The organism is Halomonas sp. HP20-15 (assembly GCF_033446685.1).
Taxonomy (GTDB): domain Bacteria; phylum Pseudomonadota; class Gammaproteobacteria; order Pseudomonadales; family Halomonadaceae; genus Modicisalibacter.
Window position 1 is genome coordinate 21,533 of the sequence record NZ_JAWQLY010000020.1, and the last position, 14,529, is coordinate 36,061.

14 protein-coding genes are annotated in these 14,529 nt (G+C 58.6%); 11 read left to right on the plus strand and 3 right to left on the minus strand.

Annotated features, from left to right (window positions below):
- Positions 1 to 304: 304 nt before the first annotated feature.
- The 10 genes from R6258_RS18105 (at position 305) to R6258_RS18150 (ending at position 11,302) form a co-directional block, all read left to right on the plus strand.
- On the plus strand, positions 305 to 1,045 hold the full coding sequence (locus R6258_RS18105; protein ID WP_318453253.1) for a virB8 family protein: 741 nt from the start codon (positions 305 to 307) through the stop codon (positions 1,043 to 1,045).
- Between the two features lies 1 nt (position 1,046).
- Positions 1,047 to 1,883, plus strand: a complete 837-nt coding sequence (gene virB9, locus R6258_RS18110) for a P-type conjugative transfer protein VirB9 (protein ID WP_071818559.1) — start codon at positions 1,047 to 1,049, stop codon at positions 1,881 to 1,883.
- Positions 1,880 to 3,109 (plus strand): type IV secretion system protein VirB10, encoded by a 1,230-nt coding sequence (virB10, locus tag R6258_RS18115; protein WP_012850349.1) that lies wholly within the window; start codon positions 1,880 to 1,882, stop codon positions 3,107 to 3,109. The genes virB9 and virB10 overlap by 4 nt, the downstream gene beginning before the upstream one ends.
- The gene (gene virB11 / locus R6258_RS18120; RefSeq protein ID WP_112777808.1) at positions 3,090 to 4,121 is read left to right on the plus strand and encodes a P-type DNA transfer ATPase VirB11; all 1,032 of its coding nucleotides are present in this window, start codon (positions 3,090 to 3,092) and stop codon (positions 4,119 to 4,121) included. The genes virB10 and virB11 overlap by 20 nt, the downstream gene beginning before the upstream one ends.
- Complete coding sequence (locus R6258_RS18125; protein ID WP_318453258.1) at positions 4,087 to 6,024, plus strand: type IV secretory system conjugative DNA transfer family protein; 1,938 nt, start codon at positions 4,087 to 4,089, stop codon at positions 6,022 to 6,024. The genes virB11 and R6258_RS18125 overlap by 35 nt, the downstream gene beginning before the upstream one ends.
- A 10-nt stretch (positions 6,025 to 6,034) precedes the next feature.
- Positions 6,035 to 8,716, plus strand: coding sequence for an LPD7 domain-containing protein (locus R6258_RS18130; protein WP_318453260.1), 2,682 nt, complete (start codon positions 6,035 to 6,037; stop codon positions 8,714 to 8,716).
- Positions 8,706 to 8,849, plus strand: coding sequence for a conjugal transfer protein TraD (locus R6258_RS18135; protein ID WP_318453262.1), 144 nt, complete (start codon positions 8,706 to 8,708; stop codon positions 8,847 to 8,849). Before R6258_RS18130 ends, R6258_RS18135 begins: the two co-directional genes overlap by 11 nt.
- 3 nt (positions 8,850 to 8,852) lie before the next feature.
- Complete coding sequence (locus R6258_RS18140) at positions 8,853 to 10,382, plus strand: ArdC family protein (RefSeq protein ID WP_318453264.1); 1,530 nt, start codon at positions 8,853 to 8,855, stop codon at positions 10,380 to 10,382.
- A gap of 131 nt (positions 10,383 to 10,513) precedes the next feature.
- Complete coding sequence (locus R6258_RS18145) at positions 10,514 to 10,915, plus strand: hypothetical protein (RefSeq protein WP_318453265.1); 402 nt, start codon at positions 10,514 to 10,516, stop codon at positions 10,913 to 10,915.
- 3 nt (positions 10,916 to 10,918) lie between these two features.
- Positions 10,919 to 11,302 carry a helix-turn-helix domain-containing protein gene (locus R6258_RS18150; protein WP_114320488.1) on the plus strand — a complete coding sequence of 128 codons (384 nt, stop codon included), beginning with the start codon at positions 10,919 to 10,921 and terminating at the stop codon, positions 11,300 to 11,302.
- Positions 11,303 to 11,352: 50 nt separating this feature from the next.
- On the opposite strand, the gene R6258_RS18155 is transcribed toward R6258_RS18150, so the two are convergent.
- The 3 genes from R6258_RS18155 to R6258_RS18165 are packed head-to-tail and all read right to left on the minus strand — an operon-like array spanning position 11,353 to position 13,365.
- Positions 11,353 to 12,354 (minus strand): relaxase/mobilization nuclease domain-containing protein, encoded by a 1,002-nt coding sequence (locus tag R6258_RS18155; RefSeq protein ID WP_318453268.1) that lies wholly within the window; start codon positions 12,352 to 12,354, stop codon positions 11,353 to 11,355.
- Complete coding sequence (locus R6258_RS18160) at positions 12,347 to 12,871, minus strand: plasmid mobilization protein (protein WP_318453270.1); 525 nt, start codon at positions 12,869 to 12,871, stop codon at positions 12,347 to 12,349. The genes R6258_RS18155 and R6258_RS18160 overlap by 8 nt, the downstream gene beginning before the upstream one ends.
- A 5-nt stretch (positions 12,872 to 12,876) precedes the next feature.
- Positions 12,877 to 13,365, minus strand: coding sequence for a hypothetical protein (locus R6258_RS18165; protein ID WP_012850386.1), 489 nt, complete (start codon positions 13,363 to 13,365; stop codon positions 12,877 to 12,879).
- A gap of 322 nt (positions 13,366 to 13,687) precedes the next feature.
- Here R6258_RS18165 and R6258_RS18170 point away from each other — a divergent pair, with 322 nt between their 5' ends.
- Entirely contained in the window at positions 13,688 to 14,401 is a 714-nt protein-coding gene (locus tag R6258_RS18170) for a SprT-like domain-containing protein (protein WP_112777815.1), read from the plus strand.
- Positions 14,402 to 14,529 lie beyond the last annotated feature (128 nt).

The window sequence follows — 14,529 nt, forward strand, 5'->3', positions numbered from 1 at the left end:
CCATATCAAAGTTTTGTATTTTGATAATCAAAATGCTATATTTTGATTATCAAGCCAACACACACTGATCAAGGAGAGTTCGAGTGAACCTGAAAACACTAAGCGTTGTTGCAATGGCTCTTTCCCTGGGCGCCTGTGCGTCTGTGCCGCCTCCGCCTCATTGCGAGGACAACGGGAAGGGTATGCAGCCCATCAACCCCGAAATGCTCACTCAGGAGCAAATCAACGCGCACCGCGCCGCACACCAGGCGAAGCCGAATAACCAGCTTCCGCCTGGTCATCCGAGGAATGGAGGCCATCACTGATGAAGTCCGATAAGGAAAAGAAGCCGTCCAAGGCGGCCTTGGAAAAGCAGTATTTTGACGAGGCGCGCAGTTGGGACGAAGACAAGACAGACCGCATCCAGCGGTCGGAGAAACGAGCGTGGCGCATCGTCGGTGCTGTCGCGGTGATCGCCGTTCTGGAAGCTATCGGCCTGGCCAGCTTGGCGCCCCTCAAGACCGTTGAGCCGTTCGTCATCCGCGTCGATAACAATACCGGCGTGGTGGACGTGGTTTCGACCCTGACCGACACGGCCGGCGAAGTGGACGAGGACGCCCAGGAGGCCTTGGATAAATATTGGCTGGGCCAATATATCCGCCACCGCGAGGGCTATCAGTGGGAAACCCGCGAGTATGACCGCAACCTGGTCGGCCTCATGTCCAGCGCATCGGTTCAACAAGCCTATGCCGCATATACCGACCCGCGCCAGAACCAGCGGGCGCCTGTTTCCGTCTACGGTCGCAACACCGAAGTGGAAACCAACCTGAAAGCCATCAGCATCATCAACACCGAAACGGTGGACGGTGAAACGCGCACAACGGCCCTGGTTCGATACACCAAACAGGTGAAAAGGGCAGGGGAGCGCAGCCCGCTGACCCATTGGGCGGCCACGGTGACTTATACCTACCTGAACTCGCCAATGGACATCGAGAGCCGGCAGCTTAACCCGCTTGGCTTCCAGGTGGTCGGGTATCGCAACGACCAGGAAAGCATCGGAGGCTGACATGATACGAGCAAAATCACTATCTGGTATCGCGTTGGCCGTTTGCCTGGGGTTCGGTAGCAACGCTTACGCCCTGGAGATTCCACACGGTGGGCCGCTGGATCAGCGCGTGAGATTCATTGACTACAAGGCGGCGGAAGTCGTCCAACTGGTCGGCCATTTTGGCTTCTCCACGCATATTCAATTCAGCCCGTCCGAGACGGTCCAACAAATTGCCATGGGCGACAAAGACGCCTGGGAAGTGGCGCCGGTCGGAAATCACATTTTCATCAAGCCGAAGGGTGATGATGCGACCACGAACATGACGGTTATCACGTCACGCCGCGTTTACAACTTCGAGCTGTCAGCGCACTGGTCGCAAAATGGGGCGCACCCGCACCCCAACGATATGCTGTTCCAGGTCAACTTCCGTTACCCCGATGAAATCGCCGCTCGACAAGAGCGCGAGGCGGAAGCCCAGCGACTGCAAGCCCGCTTGAACCAGTCTGACAACCCGGTGCCGGCAAACTGGAACTATTGGGCCAAAGGCTCCGAGGAAGTTACACCGAGCAAGGCTTTCGATAACAACCAGTTCACGTTCCTGACGTTCGACAACAACGCCGAAATGCCGGCCATTTACGTTGTGAACCCGGATGGTTCCGAAAGTCTGGTGAACACGCATATCGACCCGGAAAACCCGGACACCATCGTGGTTCACAAGGTTGCCCGTCAACTTGTCATGCGCAAGGGCAATTCGGTGGCCTGCATCTTCAACGAATCTTACGACCCGGAAGGAGTGACAAACGACACTGGAACCACGATCCCCGGCGTTGAGCGAGTAATTAGAGGGAGTCAATGATGGCTGAGAACAGAGACGATCTGGACCATGAAGGCGTCCAGGATGATGCCGACCGGGGTATGCCGTCCATCAACCAGCGCGGCAAGTCTAGCGGCGGGATGATGCAAAAGGTGGTCGCGGTAGGTGGTGCCATTGTGGTGGTGCTTGCCTTGATCGCCGTGAATGGTGGTTTCAGCTCGGACGAGAAGCCCGAAGAACGAGCGCCGGCATCGAGCGATGCCATCGGCAATCGCCTGGGGCCTGCCCCTGAGCTGCCCGCTCCGCCCGCTCCCCCGGAACCGACCAGGAGCGAGCCGGAACAACCGGAAATCATCCGCACCGGCCAGGTGGCCCCGCCGCCTGCTCCTAGCTACCCAACCAACAACCGGCGTCAAGAGGACCAGCCGCCGACACCACAAGAACGGAAAGCGTCGTCTACGCTGCTAGCGTTTGGCAATGTATCGCGGTCGGGTGGTGGACAAGGTGGCCAGTCTGGCATGTCGGCCGAGGAACGCGCCCGCCAAATGGCCCTACAACAAACCAGTGGCCAGGGTAACGGTGGTTCGATGATGGGCGGCATGGGTGGCGACGCTGAACGAGCGGACGGCCTGGGCGCCGCACTGGAGCCAACCCAAGTTGAAGGGGCACGGGCAAGCCTGATTGCAGACCGCAATATGTTCGTGACTAAAGGCACGTTCTTGGATTGCGCCCTGGAGACGGCCATCAGCTCAGACGTTCCAGGCATGACCAGTTGCCGTCTGACCCGCGACGTGTACAGCACAAGCGGTAAGGTGCTGCTGCTCGAACGCGGTTCGCGCATCGTCGGCCAGTACAAAGGCGGCCTGCAACGTGGCCAGGCTCGAATCTTTGTCCTGTGGAATCGCATCGAGACACCTACTGGCGTAGTGGTCAACCTCGATTCACCGGGCACCGATGCCCTGGGCCGCTCTGGCCATTCCGGTTACGTGGATACGCATTTTTGGGAACGCTTCGGCGGGGCCATCATGCTTAGCCTGATCGACGATGTGGGCACCTACGTGGCCAACGAGGCGTCAGACTCCGGTTCTGGCGGCAACCAGATTCAGTTCGGCGGCACTGCCGAGGCAGCCAAGAACGCTTCCAGCATTGCCCTGGAGAACTCAATCAACATTCCGCCGACACTGGTCAAGCACCAGGGCGACCATATCAACGTCTTCGTGGCGCGTGACCTCGATTTTAGGGGGGTATATGACCTCAAAGCCGATTGATCGCAAAGCGGTGTCACTGCTGGAGTACCTGGGGGTACTCCGGCCCTTCCTGGACGACGCCGATAACACCGAAATCGTGGTGAACAAGCCTGGCCAGGTGATCACCGAAAGCCGGAAAGGCTGGACCTACCACGATGTGCCGGCATTGGACTTTGCCTGTTGTGAACGCCTGGCCAAGCTGACGGCGACCTACTCAGGCCAAAGCCTGGACGAACGCAAGCCGTTACTGTCTGCCACGCTCCCCGATGGGGAGCGTATCCAGATCGCGGTTCCGCCCGCGACTCTGGACGGCCGTATCAGCCTGACCATCCGAAAGCCGTCAACTATCGACTTCACTTTGCAGGACTACCAGGAACAGGGGTTCTTTGACGAGTGCGAGGACTTCACCGACGAGCTGAGCAAGGACGAAAAAACCTTGATCGAGCTGAAAGAGGCCCGCCGCTTTAAGGAGTTTCTGGAGCTGGCCGTGGCCACTAAGAAAAACATCATCGTGTCTGGCTCTACCGGGTCCGGCAAAACGACGTTTTTCCGCTCGCTGTTGAAGCTGGTCCCGGAAGACGAACGCCTGCTGAGCATCGAGAACGTGGACGAGCTGGGCCTATACAAGACCCATCAGAACACCACAAGCCTGTTCTATTCGGCCGGTGGCCAGGGCGTGTCTCCGATCACTCAACAACAACTGCTGGAAAGCAGTCTGCGGATGAAGCCGGACCGCATCTTTGTGGCCGAGCTGATCCGGGGCGATGAAGCGTTCTATTACCTTCGCAACGTCAACAGTGGCCACCCTGGCAGCATCACCACGATGCACGCCAACAGCGCAAAGCTGGCCATTGAACAGCTAGTGCTATTCCTCAAGGAATCAAGCAGCGGCGCGACCATGACCCGCGAAGACATTAAACAACTGCTTTTCATGTGCGTTGACATAATCGTGCAGATTAAAAACGTGCGGGGTAAGCGAGTGGTAACGGAGATTTACTATGACCCTGAATTTAAGCGACGCCAAATGGCTTAAAATTGTGTTACTGCTGGCTGTGCCCATTATCGCCATTGTTGGCTGGGCATGGCTTAGCGGCTATTTCTACCTGGAGCTGGCCGGCCTCGATGGCCGTGCCGCCACTCCTTGGACTCTCTATCAATATTGGTATTACTACGGCGAGGATAAGGCGACACAATCCTGGCTTACCATTTCAGGCCTTGGGGGCCTGATAGTGGTCTGCCTTCCCCTCCTGGTGATCTTCTCACCCGCCAAGCGCAAACTGTTTGGCGATGCCAAATGGGCCACTACCAAGGACATTGCAAAGGCCGGTCTGTTTGCCGATGACGGCATCATAGTCGGCCAAAAAACGTCCTTCATGGGCCTGTCTAAACGATTCCTGGTCTACGGTGGAAACCAACACGCGCTTATGTCCGCACCGACGCGAAGCGGTAAGGGCGTGAGTGTGGTTATACCTACCTTGCTGACCTGGAGCGGTTCAACCGTAATCCTCGACCTCAAACAAGAGAACTGGGATATAACGTCCGGCTTTCGCTCCGCGCATGGCCAGGACTGCTACCTGTTGAACCTGGCGCCTCGAAACCATCGGACCCACCGCTGGAATCCGCTCTATTACATCAGTGACGATCCAGCGTTCCGCATCAACGACATTCAGAAGATTGGCCAGATGCTGTTCCCGAAGATCGACAACGAGGCACCTATCTGGCAATCGTCGGCGCGGTCCCTGTGGCTGGGCATCGTGCTGTATCTGATCGAGACTGACGAGCTGCCCGTTACCATGGGCGAGGCACTGCGTCAGCTCACCATGGGCGACGAACGCCTGGCCGAAATCATCGAAGAACGCCAGGAGAGTGATAACCCGCTGTCCCGCGAATGTTACCTGGCGCTGAAAGAATACTTGGACACCCCGGACAAAACGCGGGGCTCAGTCCGCAAGGGCTTCACGGCCGCCCTGGAGCTGTTCTATAACCCGATGATCGACGCCGCCACGGCAGAAAACGACTTCGACCTGCGCGACCTGCGCAAAAAGCGCATGTCGGTCTATGTGGCGATCACACCCGATGACCTGGACCGTCTGGCCCCTCTCATAAACCTGTTTTTCCAGCAGGTGATCGACCAGAACACCAGGGAGCTGCCCGAGCAGAATCCCGAGCTGAAATATCAGTGCCTGTTGCTGCCGGACGAGTTCACGGCCATGGGTAAAGTCGGCATCCTTTCCAAGAGCATCAGCTATATCGCTGGTTATGGGCTGCGGATGCTGCCCATCATCCAGTCGCCGGCCCAGCTCCGAGAAGTCTACGGCGCCGACGCTACCGAAACCTTCATGGAGAACCACGCGCTTCAAATCATCTTCGCGCCGAAGAACATCAAAGTGGCCAAAGAGATTTCGGAGACGTTGGGCACGACCACGGTCAAGAACAAGTCGCGGACTCGCCAACTGGTCGGCAAAGCCAGCAGGTCGGAAAACGCAAGCGACCATAGCCGCGCCCTGTTGCTGCCCCAGGAAGTGAAGGGCATTGGCGAGAAGGCGGAAATTCTCATCATGGAGAACACCCCGCCAATCCGCTGCGAGAAAGTGACCTGGTACAAGGAGAAGGTCTTTAGCGAGCGGGGGAATAACCTCAAGGCGCTGGAGCAAGGCGACCCGGATGCCATCAAATGGCCCAGCCCGGAAGTGCCGAAGCTGGACCCGAGCAGCCGGAAGATGGGCGAACTTGATTTTCGTTCCAATACTGTGTCGGAAGCCAATCGGACGGTGATCGAGCGTCCCGTTACAGCCCAGGACATTGAGAATATCGACAGCCTGGACCTGGACAATTTCAGTTGTGACTTTTCGAAAATCGAAGTGCCGAAAGGCGACATTGACGACGAGGCGATGGACGCCCTGGTTAATGACTTCTTCGATGTGATGGCAGCGTAGGGAGGCGGGCATGGCACAAGAACAGATAGCCGACAAAAACACTTACCTGGTGGTGCCCTTCGAGGAAAAGGACGAGGCGGTAAAAGCGGCCGGTAAGCTGCCGGACGGCTCGAACGCTATCACCTTCGATGGTGACAACAAGCTGTGGTACGCCAAGCCAGGCGCCGACCTGTCCAAGGTGTCGCAGTGGGCACCAGACCCGGCCAAGGCCAATTCCACGTCTGCCGAGAATGACCCCCAGGTGGAGTTTGCCCGGACCCTTGAGGCCGAAGGTTTCGTGCTCGATGGCCTCCCGGAAATGGACGGGCGCCGGCATCGGGTGAAGACCCAGGACGACAAGCGCGGCCAACGCACCGGCGTCTATGTCGGATACCTCGATGGAGTCCCGGCCGGCTGGTATCAAGATCACCGGGTTCATGAAGATCCGGTGAAGTGGAAAGCAACGGGCCAGAAGCTGGACCATGAAGCCCAAGCGCACCTCCGCGCCCAGGCCCTCCAACGAAAGATGGAACGCCAGGCTAAACAGGAACGCTCCTACGATCACAACGCCCGACGCGCTGGCCAGGTTTACGCGCTCATGCCGGCCGCCACGCCAGACCAGGGATATTTGCAGAACAAGGGCGTGAAGCCTTTCCCTGGTGCCAAAATGGACAAGCGCGGCCGCCTGGTGCTGCCGTTGAAAAATGAGAATGACGAGGTTCGGACGCTCCAACGAATCGACCGCACGGGCTTCAAGTCGTTGAAGAAGAACGGCCAGAAAACCGGCAACTACTTCGTGGTAGGCGACCGCGAGCTGCAAAACGGCGAGCCGATCCTATACGCGGAAGGCTATTCGACTTCGGCCAGCATTGCCGAGGCCACCGGCCGTCCCGTGGTCATGACTGTGGACGCCGGCAACTTGCCGCGAGTGGCCGAGAAGCTGAAAGACAAATACCCGGCCAGCTCGCACATCGTGCTAGGCGACGACGACCGGGACAACAAGGTGAACAAGGGCCGCGAGAAAGCGGAAGAAGCGGCGACGCTGACCAGCGGCGCGTTTCGTGTGCCAGAGTTCAACGACCAGGAAAAACAAGCCGGACTGACCGACTTCAACGACCTGCATCAATCACGCGGCCTCGATGCTGTGCGGGAGCAAGTCGAACAAATCGTGGCGCAGTCCGCAAAGGTGGAAAACATGAGCGAAGAAAAGAACGAGAAGACTAACGACCCGGTAATAAGCGAAAACTTCGAGCGGTACGTAAATCAGGGGCTCAACCGTGAACAGGAACAGGACCAGGAACGCGCTCAACAGCCAGCCCTGGAGACGGTCGAGCAAGAGGCGGAACCTGTTCAGGAGCAAGCGCCGGAGGTGGACCAGGAGGAAGCCGCGGCCGATCAGCAGGAAGGTGACGGCGAGAACAGTATCGAGCCGCATATCGAGCAAAAGCAGGAATCCGAGGCCGACAACGACGCCCGCCAGTGGCTCCAAAGCAGCCGCCGCCAGTCGCTGAAAGATATGCTGGCCGAAGAAGAAGCAAGGACCGAGGCGCGGCGCGAACAGCAGGACCGTGAAAACCGCCAAGACCCGGCCAGCCTGCAAGTCGGCAAGCCCGCGCCGGCCGCGCAGCAGGATGACCCATTCGCGGACCAGGAGCAGACGACCTTCAAGCCAGTGGTGCCCGAGAAGGTGGCCAAGTCCTACTTGGAGGTGGAAGGCAAGTATTACTTCGCCGGCCGCCCCGACTCGCTGGCGTTCGTGGACAAGGGCGCCCGGCTGCAAACCAAACTGAGCAATGCCCAGGTGGCCGGCTCGATGGTCGATATTGCCGAGTCCCGAGGCTGGACCGAAATCCAAGTGAAGGGAACGCAGGACTTCCGCCGCGAAGCCTGGCTAGAAGCAGCATCCCGAGGCCTTGAGGTGCGCGGCTACAAGCCCCGCGAAGAAGACCTGGCCCGACTCAAGAAGTTGGCCACCGAACGCCAGCCAAACGAGATCGAGGCGCGGGAGCAGGCAGACCAGCCCCGAACCAACAAGGGGCAGCCGAGCCGGCCGCGTCAGCAATCGGAAGCGGCTAAGCCCAGGGAAGCGGCCAGCCAAACCCAGGAACGGGCTCAGGAGGCCACACAAGCGGCCCAGGAGTCTCAAGCCGGCGAGCCAGTCAATCGCCTAGCGGGCAAGGTGGTGGAGCATGGCAAGGCCCCTTACGAACACAACAAGGACAACCGGGAAAGCTACTACGTCACCCTAGAGAACGCGGACGGCGAGAAAAGCACCACTTGGGGCGTGGACCTGGAACGGGCCATGGAAGAAAGCGGCGCCAAGGAAGGGGATACCGTCGAGCTGGAGAACCAGGGACGCCAGCCGGTGACAGTCAACCGTCCTGTGAAGGATGAACAAGGCAAGGTGGTTCGCACCGAGCAAATCAATACGCACCGCAACAAATGGGACGTGAAGGCCGAAGCACTCCAAGACCGGGAGCGCGACGCTAAAGAGCTGGTCCGGGAGCATCCCGACCTGGTGAACGAGGTTGCCGCTATCAAGGTGGCCGAGAAATTCAGCCAAAAGCAATTCAGCAACGAAGCCGACCGCGAACGCTTCATGGACAAGGTGCGTACCCAGGTCGCCGGCAACGTATCCAAGGGCCAGCAGGCCCCGGAAGTGAAGCTGCGCGAAGAACGAGTGACCGAGAAGGAGAACGACAATGAGCGATAAAATTCTGGACCTGAACACCCCCGGCCTGGTGGTCGAAGTGAGCAAGGAAGAGGCGGCCGAGCTGGGCGCCTTCGAAGAAGACGCGCTGAGCGAGGAAGACGCCCAGGAGGCGATTGAAGAACAGGAGGACTAGCCCATGGCCGGGAGCAAGGACACCAAAAAGCCATATTACGAGCAAATCAGTGAACGGCTTATCCAACAACTGGAAGCAGGCACGGCCCCATGGCAAAAGCCATGGGAGCCTGGTTCCCATCGAATGCCCCATAACCCGGTCAGCGGCACCAGGTACAAGGGCGCAAACGCTATCTGGCTGGCCATGCAAGGCCGGTCAGACCCTCGCTGGATGACCTACAAGCAGGCCCAAAGCGTCAACGCCCAGGTATCCAAGGGCGAAAAAGGCGTGGCGGTCCAATATTGGAAGTTCCGGGATCGCGTCCCGAAACGGGACGAAAACGGCAAACCCGTCCTGGACGACAAGGGCAAAAAGGTGATGGTCAGCGTCGAGCTGGACAAGCCGAAGGTCTTTAGTTCCGTTGTCTTCAATGCTGAGCAAATCAAGGGGCTTCCGCCCCTTGAAGCCAAGAAGGAACCGGCATGGGATCGCCACGAACGTGCCGAATCCATCCTAAAGGCATCAGGCGCGGACCTGCACCACGACCAAGGGGACCGGGCCTTTTATCGCCCGTCTACCGACTCGATCCACCTACCTGACAAGGGCCAGTTTGAAAGTGCCGATCGCTACTATTCCACGGCCTTGCATGAGCTGGGGCATTGGACGGGCCACCCTTCCCGCCTAGACCGCGACCTGTCCGGCGGATTCGGCAGCGAATCCTATGCAAAAGAGGAGCTTAGGGCGGAAATTAGCAGCCTTATGATTGGCGAAGAACTGGAAATAGGACACGATCCTGGCCAACACGCGGCCTATGTCAAAAGCTGGGTTCGCGTGCTCAAGGATGACCCGAAAGAGATTCTTAGGGCTGCCCGCGACGCGGACAAAATCCGCGACATGGTGATGGGATACGAGCCCAACCGTGACCAGCACCAGGAGCAAAGCCAGAAAGCGACGATTACGCCGGCCGCCGCCGAGAAGCTGCACAAGCTCGACAAGGACGCAGTGGAAGGCTATTCCCCGATGGAAAGCTGGAAGATGATGCAGGCCGAAGCCGCTCAACACGGTTACACCGCTCGCATCGACGTGAACAAGGACCGGGACGACTTCGCCAGCCAGTTTGTCATTGGCTACGAGGACCGCAACGGCGACCAGACCGGCATCCGCACCGATATGTATGCCGATAGCAAGCTGGAAACCTTCATCGACGGCCGCCGCCTGTCCACGTTTATTTCCAACGACTCCGAAAGCCAGCCGCGACACCTGCGCGAGGCCATCCAGGAACACGAACAGGGTAAAGCCTCCCAGCAGTCGAACAGCTACCAGGAAGCGCCTCAGAAGTCCCATGACGCCGAAACGGCCCAAGAGCAAGGCGATGGTAGCGCCCTCTCCCTCAAGCTCGCTGAGAAGGTCGCCCAGGGCTTCAAAAGTGACGCAGATCGAGCCCGATTCATGGAACGGGTCCAGGAACGGCTAGGCCAGGGGGCGGAACAGCTTTCGGATATTCGTATCAGGGAATCAGCCCCAGCCAAAGGCGATTCGGACATGGAGCGGTAACGCTTCATGGATGAAGCCCGCTCGCTTCGGCCTAGCGGGTGCGTCACCTGCCAAGTGGTGAGCAGCCGGGGGCATCCCGGCCCCCTTCCCTATTTTTCGTGCGCACGAAACGCTAAGGAGTTTCTATGTCTATGCCTAACTTCACCTGGGAGGCTGGCCGATTACTCGGTTATGTCGGACGGGTGGCAATCGCCATCAGAATGAATACACCATATAACGGCGCCTATGACCCTCGGGCACCGCATCACGCCGACGATGTTATGTGGCTGGCTGATTCCCTGCACCATTTCGAGCGGCTAGGTCACGCGCTCCAGGAATCAAACCTGCAAATCATCGAAGATACATGCAATACCCTTTTGGCCATCTATAAGGATTACGGCCGCAGTGATACCGGAATGAAGTCTGAGCCGGCCGCCACCTTTCAACGTCAAACAGCGTTCCGGCTCAATGAAGGACGGGCAATCTTGACTGAACTTCGAGATAAGGCCAAGGCCTTGCGGGAGCAAGAGCAGGACCAGGACCTGGAACGGTGATTCATGCCACGGGTAAAGCTCGACAACTTCACGGTTGATCAAATTCGTGAAGCATACGACCAGGCCGGCAACCTGTCTGACATGGCGAAGTCCTTGGGTATCTCCTACGCTACTGCGTCGGCATGGACGAACCAGCTCGGCATCAAGACAAAGCGCCAAGGCTATACGGCGCCCAGCGTCGCCATCAGCGGCGCTCAATGCCGCCATGCCCGCGAGTATCTAGGTATGACCCGTGACGAATTTTGTGCAGCATCGGGCGCCGGAAAGACGGCCGTTCGACAATTCGAGCTTGGCCAGTCCACCCCTCGGCGGGCCACGCTGGACAAAATCATGAAGCTATTTGATCGGTATGGCATAGTTTTTCAGTCAGACGGCACCTTTCAGTAGGCACAAAAAAACCGGCATCGGCCGGTTTTTTATTGCCTGGTAGGAGCTGGTTAACGTTCGTCCTCTTGCTCCTGGTCTTGCCCCCTTCCCTTCTCGCCACCGCGCTGGCCACTGCCACGCTGTTGAAGCTGCGCTGCCACCTTCTCCTGGAGTTCGTGACGTTCGGTTTTCATGGGCGGCATATCCTTGACGAATGTCGCTATGCTCTGCCCTAACTCCCGATCTTCGGCGTTGTCACTCTGATTCAAGTCCTTGGCCGCCGTCAGCCAGGCTTTGCGAACATAGGTCTGGCGGTCTTTGATCTTGTCTTCCCAAGGGCGCGGCCGGGGCTCTTTCCCTGCCCTCTCGGCGCTAAAGTCTTCGATGATTTCGCGGATTTTGGCTTGGTCCACTGCCGGCGTCATGCCCTTGTCGCGCATGTGTTTGATTGCCTGGCTAATCCCTTTCTTGATCACTCCCCGCGTCGCTCTCGGTGTCGCCTCTGCCTCTACGCCTAGACGCTCCAGCTCGGCGGCGAAGCTCTCTCGCCATATCTGAGGATCACCTTTTTTGACGTGCAGGCGCCGGCCGTCATATCCCAGGTTCTTGACGGTCAGGTGGACGTGGGGGCTATCAGTGTCAGTGTGCAATGCCATGACATATTGATGGTTCTTGCCAAACTGGTTTTTGGCAAACGCCCGCGCAGCGTTCTTCACGGCCTTGGGCTCTGTCCCGTCCGGCATGGACAGAACTATATTGGTCGTCTCTCGGGTATTCTTTCGGCGCTTACCTTGGTCTTGCGACCAGTCTTTGGCCAAAGCACGAACGGCGGTCTTCCCCTTGAGGGTTTCGCCCCGCTCGTCCTCGATCTCCAGCTTGCCGTTGCGGCTGATATAGTCCAAGTGCGCCTGGACATGGCCGGCGCCTTTGGTGTTGCCGCTGATCTTAACCATGACCTCCGGCGCACGGTCTGCAATCCGCTTGGCTCGCGATAGGTTGCCGGTCTTGTTCGCTTTGGTCTTTACGTCACCATCTAACAGGTCCGATATGGTGTCATTGGCCAGGCTACCCATCGTCTTCCTCCCAGCGGCTCATGTTCCTGGTCAACAGCGTCGCCACTTGGTCTTTGTGCTGCTCGATCCGCTCGGCCAGCTTTTCGATGGCCTCCCTCTTGAGTTTGTCGCTTTCCCTGAACTCGATATTCAAGGCCCTGGCCACTTGGTTGAGGTTTCGGCCGATGGCGGCCAGCTCTCGGTTGGATTCCCGCAGTGCGGCCACTTCATCGTCGGTTAGGACTGGCTCCCGATGAAGCGCCGACCTAACCAGTGCCGTTGTCCATTTGGTGGGATTCTCGTAGCCCTCTCGCTCTACCTTCTCCAGGAGCTTAACCCGCTCGCTTTCAGTCAGGCGAACAGTGACCTTCCCCGTTTTTGGTTCGCGCTTGCTCGCCGCTGGGTTGGCCTCTGCCCCACCGGACACCTTGAGGATCATCTTTCTGAGCATCTTCGCTTCGGGCTCTCCTGCGAATTGGCAGAAGTCCACCCAGGCTTGCTTTTCTTCCTCAGATAGGCGTGTTTCAGCTCGCGGCATAAGTGCTATTGCCCTCCCCCGTTCCGAAGGTAGGAACCATGCAGCGCGTTGATTTGCTCCACGGCCTTGTCCCCCTGCTTCACGCTGGGCAGGACGATTTCGTTTCCACGGGTGAAGCGGTGCCCGACTCTAACGGTATAAGACTTGAGCGCCCACCCAAGGAAACCAGGGTTATAACGAGCGTCTTCCACGTCACGCCAGCGAACGCCACCTATCCCCTTGGACCAGGGAAGGACGCCGCTATAGACCCACACCCCTTCATCGTTGACGAACAGGACCACACTCCGAAGGACCATGATCTTGTAGACCAGGACGGCCACGGCCAACGCAACGCCGGCATAGATGACGGCGACGTGGATGCCACCGAGCAGGAACGCCAGGAAAAGCATCACGCCGAACAGGACTAGCGGCCGCAAATAGGCCAACCAGGAAAGGCGGTATTGATTGAAAGCGGCGCCCTCAATCGCCGCTGATTCCATACTGGCGTCGTTCATGACTGCTCCTTGGTCGATGGATGAAATGGGGGGCTTGGGGGGAATTATAGGCAAATGTGCCGGCAAATGCCAGCACTTTGCGAATCCTGCCCTAGCCTTAAACCCCCCATTTCTTTTCGTGCGTACGAAATCGCCGTACCCCCGGAGGGCCGAGCCCCTGCGGGGCTCGCCGGCCCGCTGGCTTCGCCAGGCGGGCTTTTGCCTGCCCGACTGCTCCCGCGCCGCCGTGGCGGCTTGGTCCGGGCTCTTGCAAGTTTTGGATTGTACAATCCAAAAACGGGGTTATAATTTGGATTGTACAATCCAAAAATAAGGGCCGCCCATGAAACCCACCGAAACGACATACGAGGAATTACAAGCCGCGTTCGATCACTTCAATGATGCGCTGTTCGACTCTGAGCTGCCGGTTTGCCTGATCACCCTACAGCGTGAAAAACAGACCTACGGCTATTTTTCCGCTGAACGGTTCGTGAGTCGGGACGGCGGCACCACTGACGAAATCGCCATGAACCCGGCTTACTTCGCAGTGTGCCCCCCGGAAGAAATCATGCAGACCCTGGTTCACGAAATGGCCCACCTGTGGCAGCACCACTTCGGCAAGCCAGGCCGAAGGGGCTACCACAACAAAGAGTGGGCCGAGCGCATGGAAGAAATCGGACTCATGCCATCTTCGACCGGAAAGCCTGGCGGGGCGAAGACTGGCGACAAGATGGCGGATTACATCATCGAGGGCGGTCCCTTCGAGGATGCTTGCCAGGAGCTGCTAACCCGAAACTTCCGCATATCCTGGGCGGACAAGTTTCCGGCCCGTGAAAGGCTCCAGGCGGCCATCGCTGACGGGACAGTGGACGAAATGAGCGAGGAACTGGCCGCCTGGGGTGTCGAGATAGGAGAGGGTGGCGAACTTGTCCTGGAAACAGAACACAAGCAAACGCGGGTGAAATTTACCTGCCCGGATTGCGGAGCCAATGCCTGGGGGAAACCGTCGCTGAATCTGATCTGTGGTGACTGTGACGTGGCCCTGGAAGCCTGCTGACACCTGCCGCGCCCCTTCGGGGCTTGCCGGCCCGCTTCGCGGGCATGGCCTTATTGGACCCTAACGCGCCCCCTTCGGGGGCTTGTTGGCCACCGCCCCCGCGCAAACAGACTCCGCTTCGCTCCGCT

Coding starts and splice junctions, on each gene's coding strand:
- R6258_RS18105 (WP_318453253.1), top strand. CDS start 305: ATGAAGTCCGATAAGGAAAAGAAGCCGTCCAAGGCGGCCTTGGAAAAG.
- virB9 (WP_071818559.1), top strand. CDS start 1,047: ATGATACGAGCAAAATCACTATCTGGTATCGCGTTGGCCGTTTGCCTG.
- virB10 (WP_012850349.1), top strand. CDS start 1,880: ATGATGGCTGAGAACAGAGACGATCTGGACCATGAAGGCGTCCAGGAT.
- virB11 (WP_112777808.1), top strand. CDS start 3,090: ATGACCTCAAAGCCGATTGATCGCAAAGCGGTGTCACTGCTGGAGTAC.
- R6258_RS18125 (WP_318453258.1), top strand. CDS start 4,087: ATGACCCTGAATTTAAGCGACGCCAAATGGCTTAAAATTGTGTTACTG.
- R6258_RS18130 (WP_318453260.1), top strand. CDS start 6,035: ATGGCACAAGAACAGATAGCCGACAAAAACACTTACCTGGTGGTGCCC.
- R6258_RS18135 (WP_318453262.1), top strand. CDS start 8,706: ATGAGCGATAAAATTCTGGACCTGAACACCCCCGGCCTGGTGGTCGAA.
- R6258_RS18140 (WP_318453264.1), top strand. CDS start 8,853: ATGGCCGGGAGCAAGGACACCAAAAAGCCATATTACGAGCAAATCAGT.
- R6258_RS18145 (WP_318453265.1), top strand. CDS start 10,514: ATGCCTAACTTCACCTGGGAGGCTGGCCGATTACTCGGTTATGTCGGA.
- R6258_RS18150 (WP_114320488.1), top strand. CDS start 10,919: ATGCCACGGGTAAAGCTCGACAACTTCACGGTTGATCAAATTCGTGAA.
- R6258_RS18155 (WP_318453268.1), bottom strand. CDS start 12,354: ATGGGTAGCCTGGCCAATGACACCATATCGGACCTGTTAGATGGTGAC.
- R6258_RS18160 (WP_318453270.1), bottom strand. CDS start 12,871: ATGCCGCGAGCTGAAACACGCCTATCTGAGGAAGAAAAGCAAGCCTGG.
- R6258_RS18165 (WP_012850386.1), bottom strand. CDS start 13,365: ATGAACGACGCCAGTATGGAATCAGCGGCGATTGAGGGCGCCGCTTTC.
- R6258_RS18170 (WP_112777815.1), top strand. CDS start 13,688: ATGAAACCCACCGAAACGACATACGAGGAATTACAAGCCGCGTTCGAT.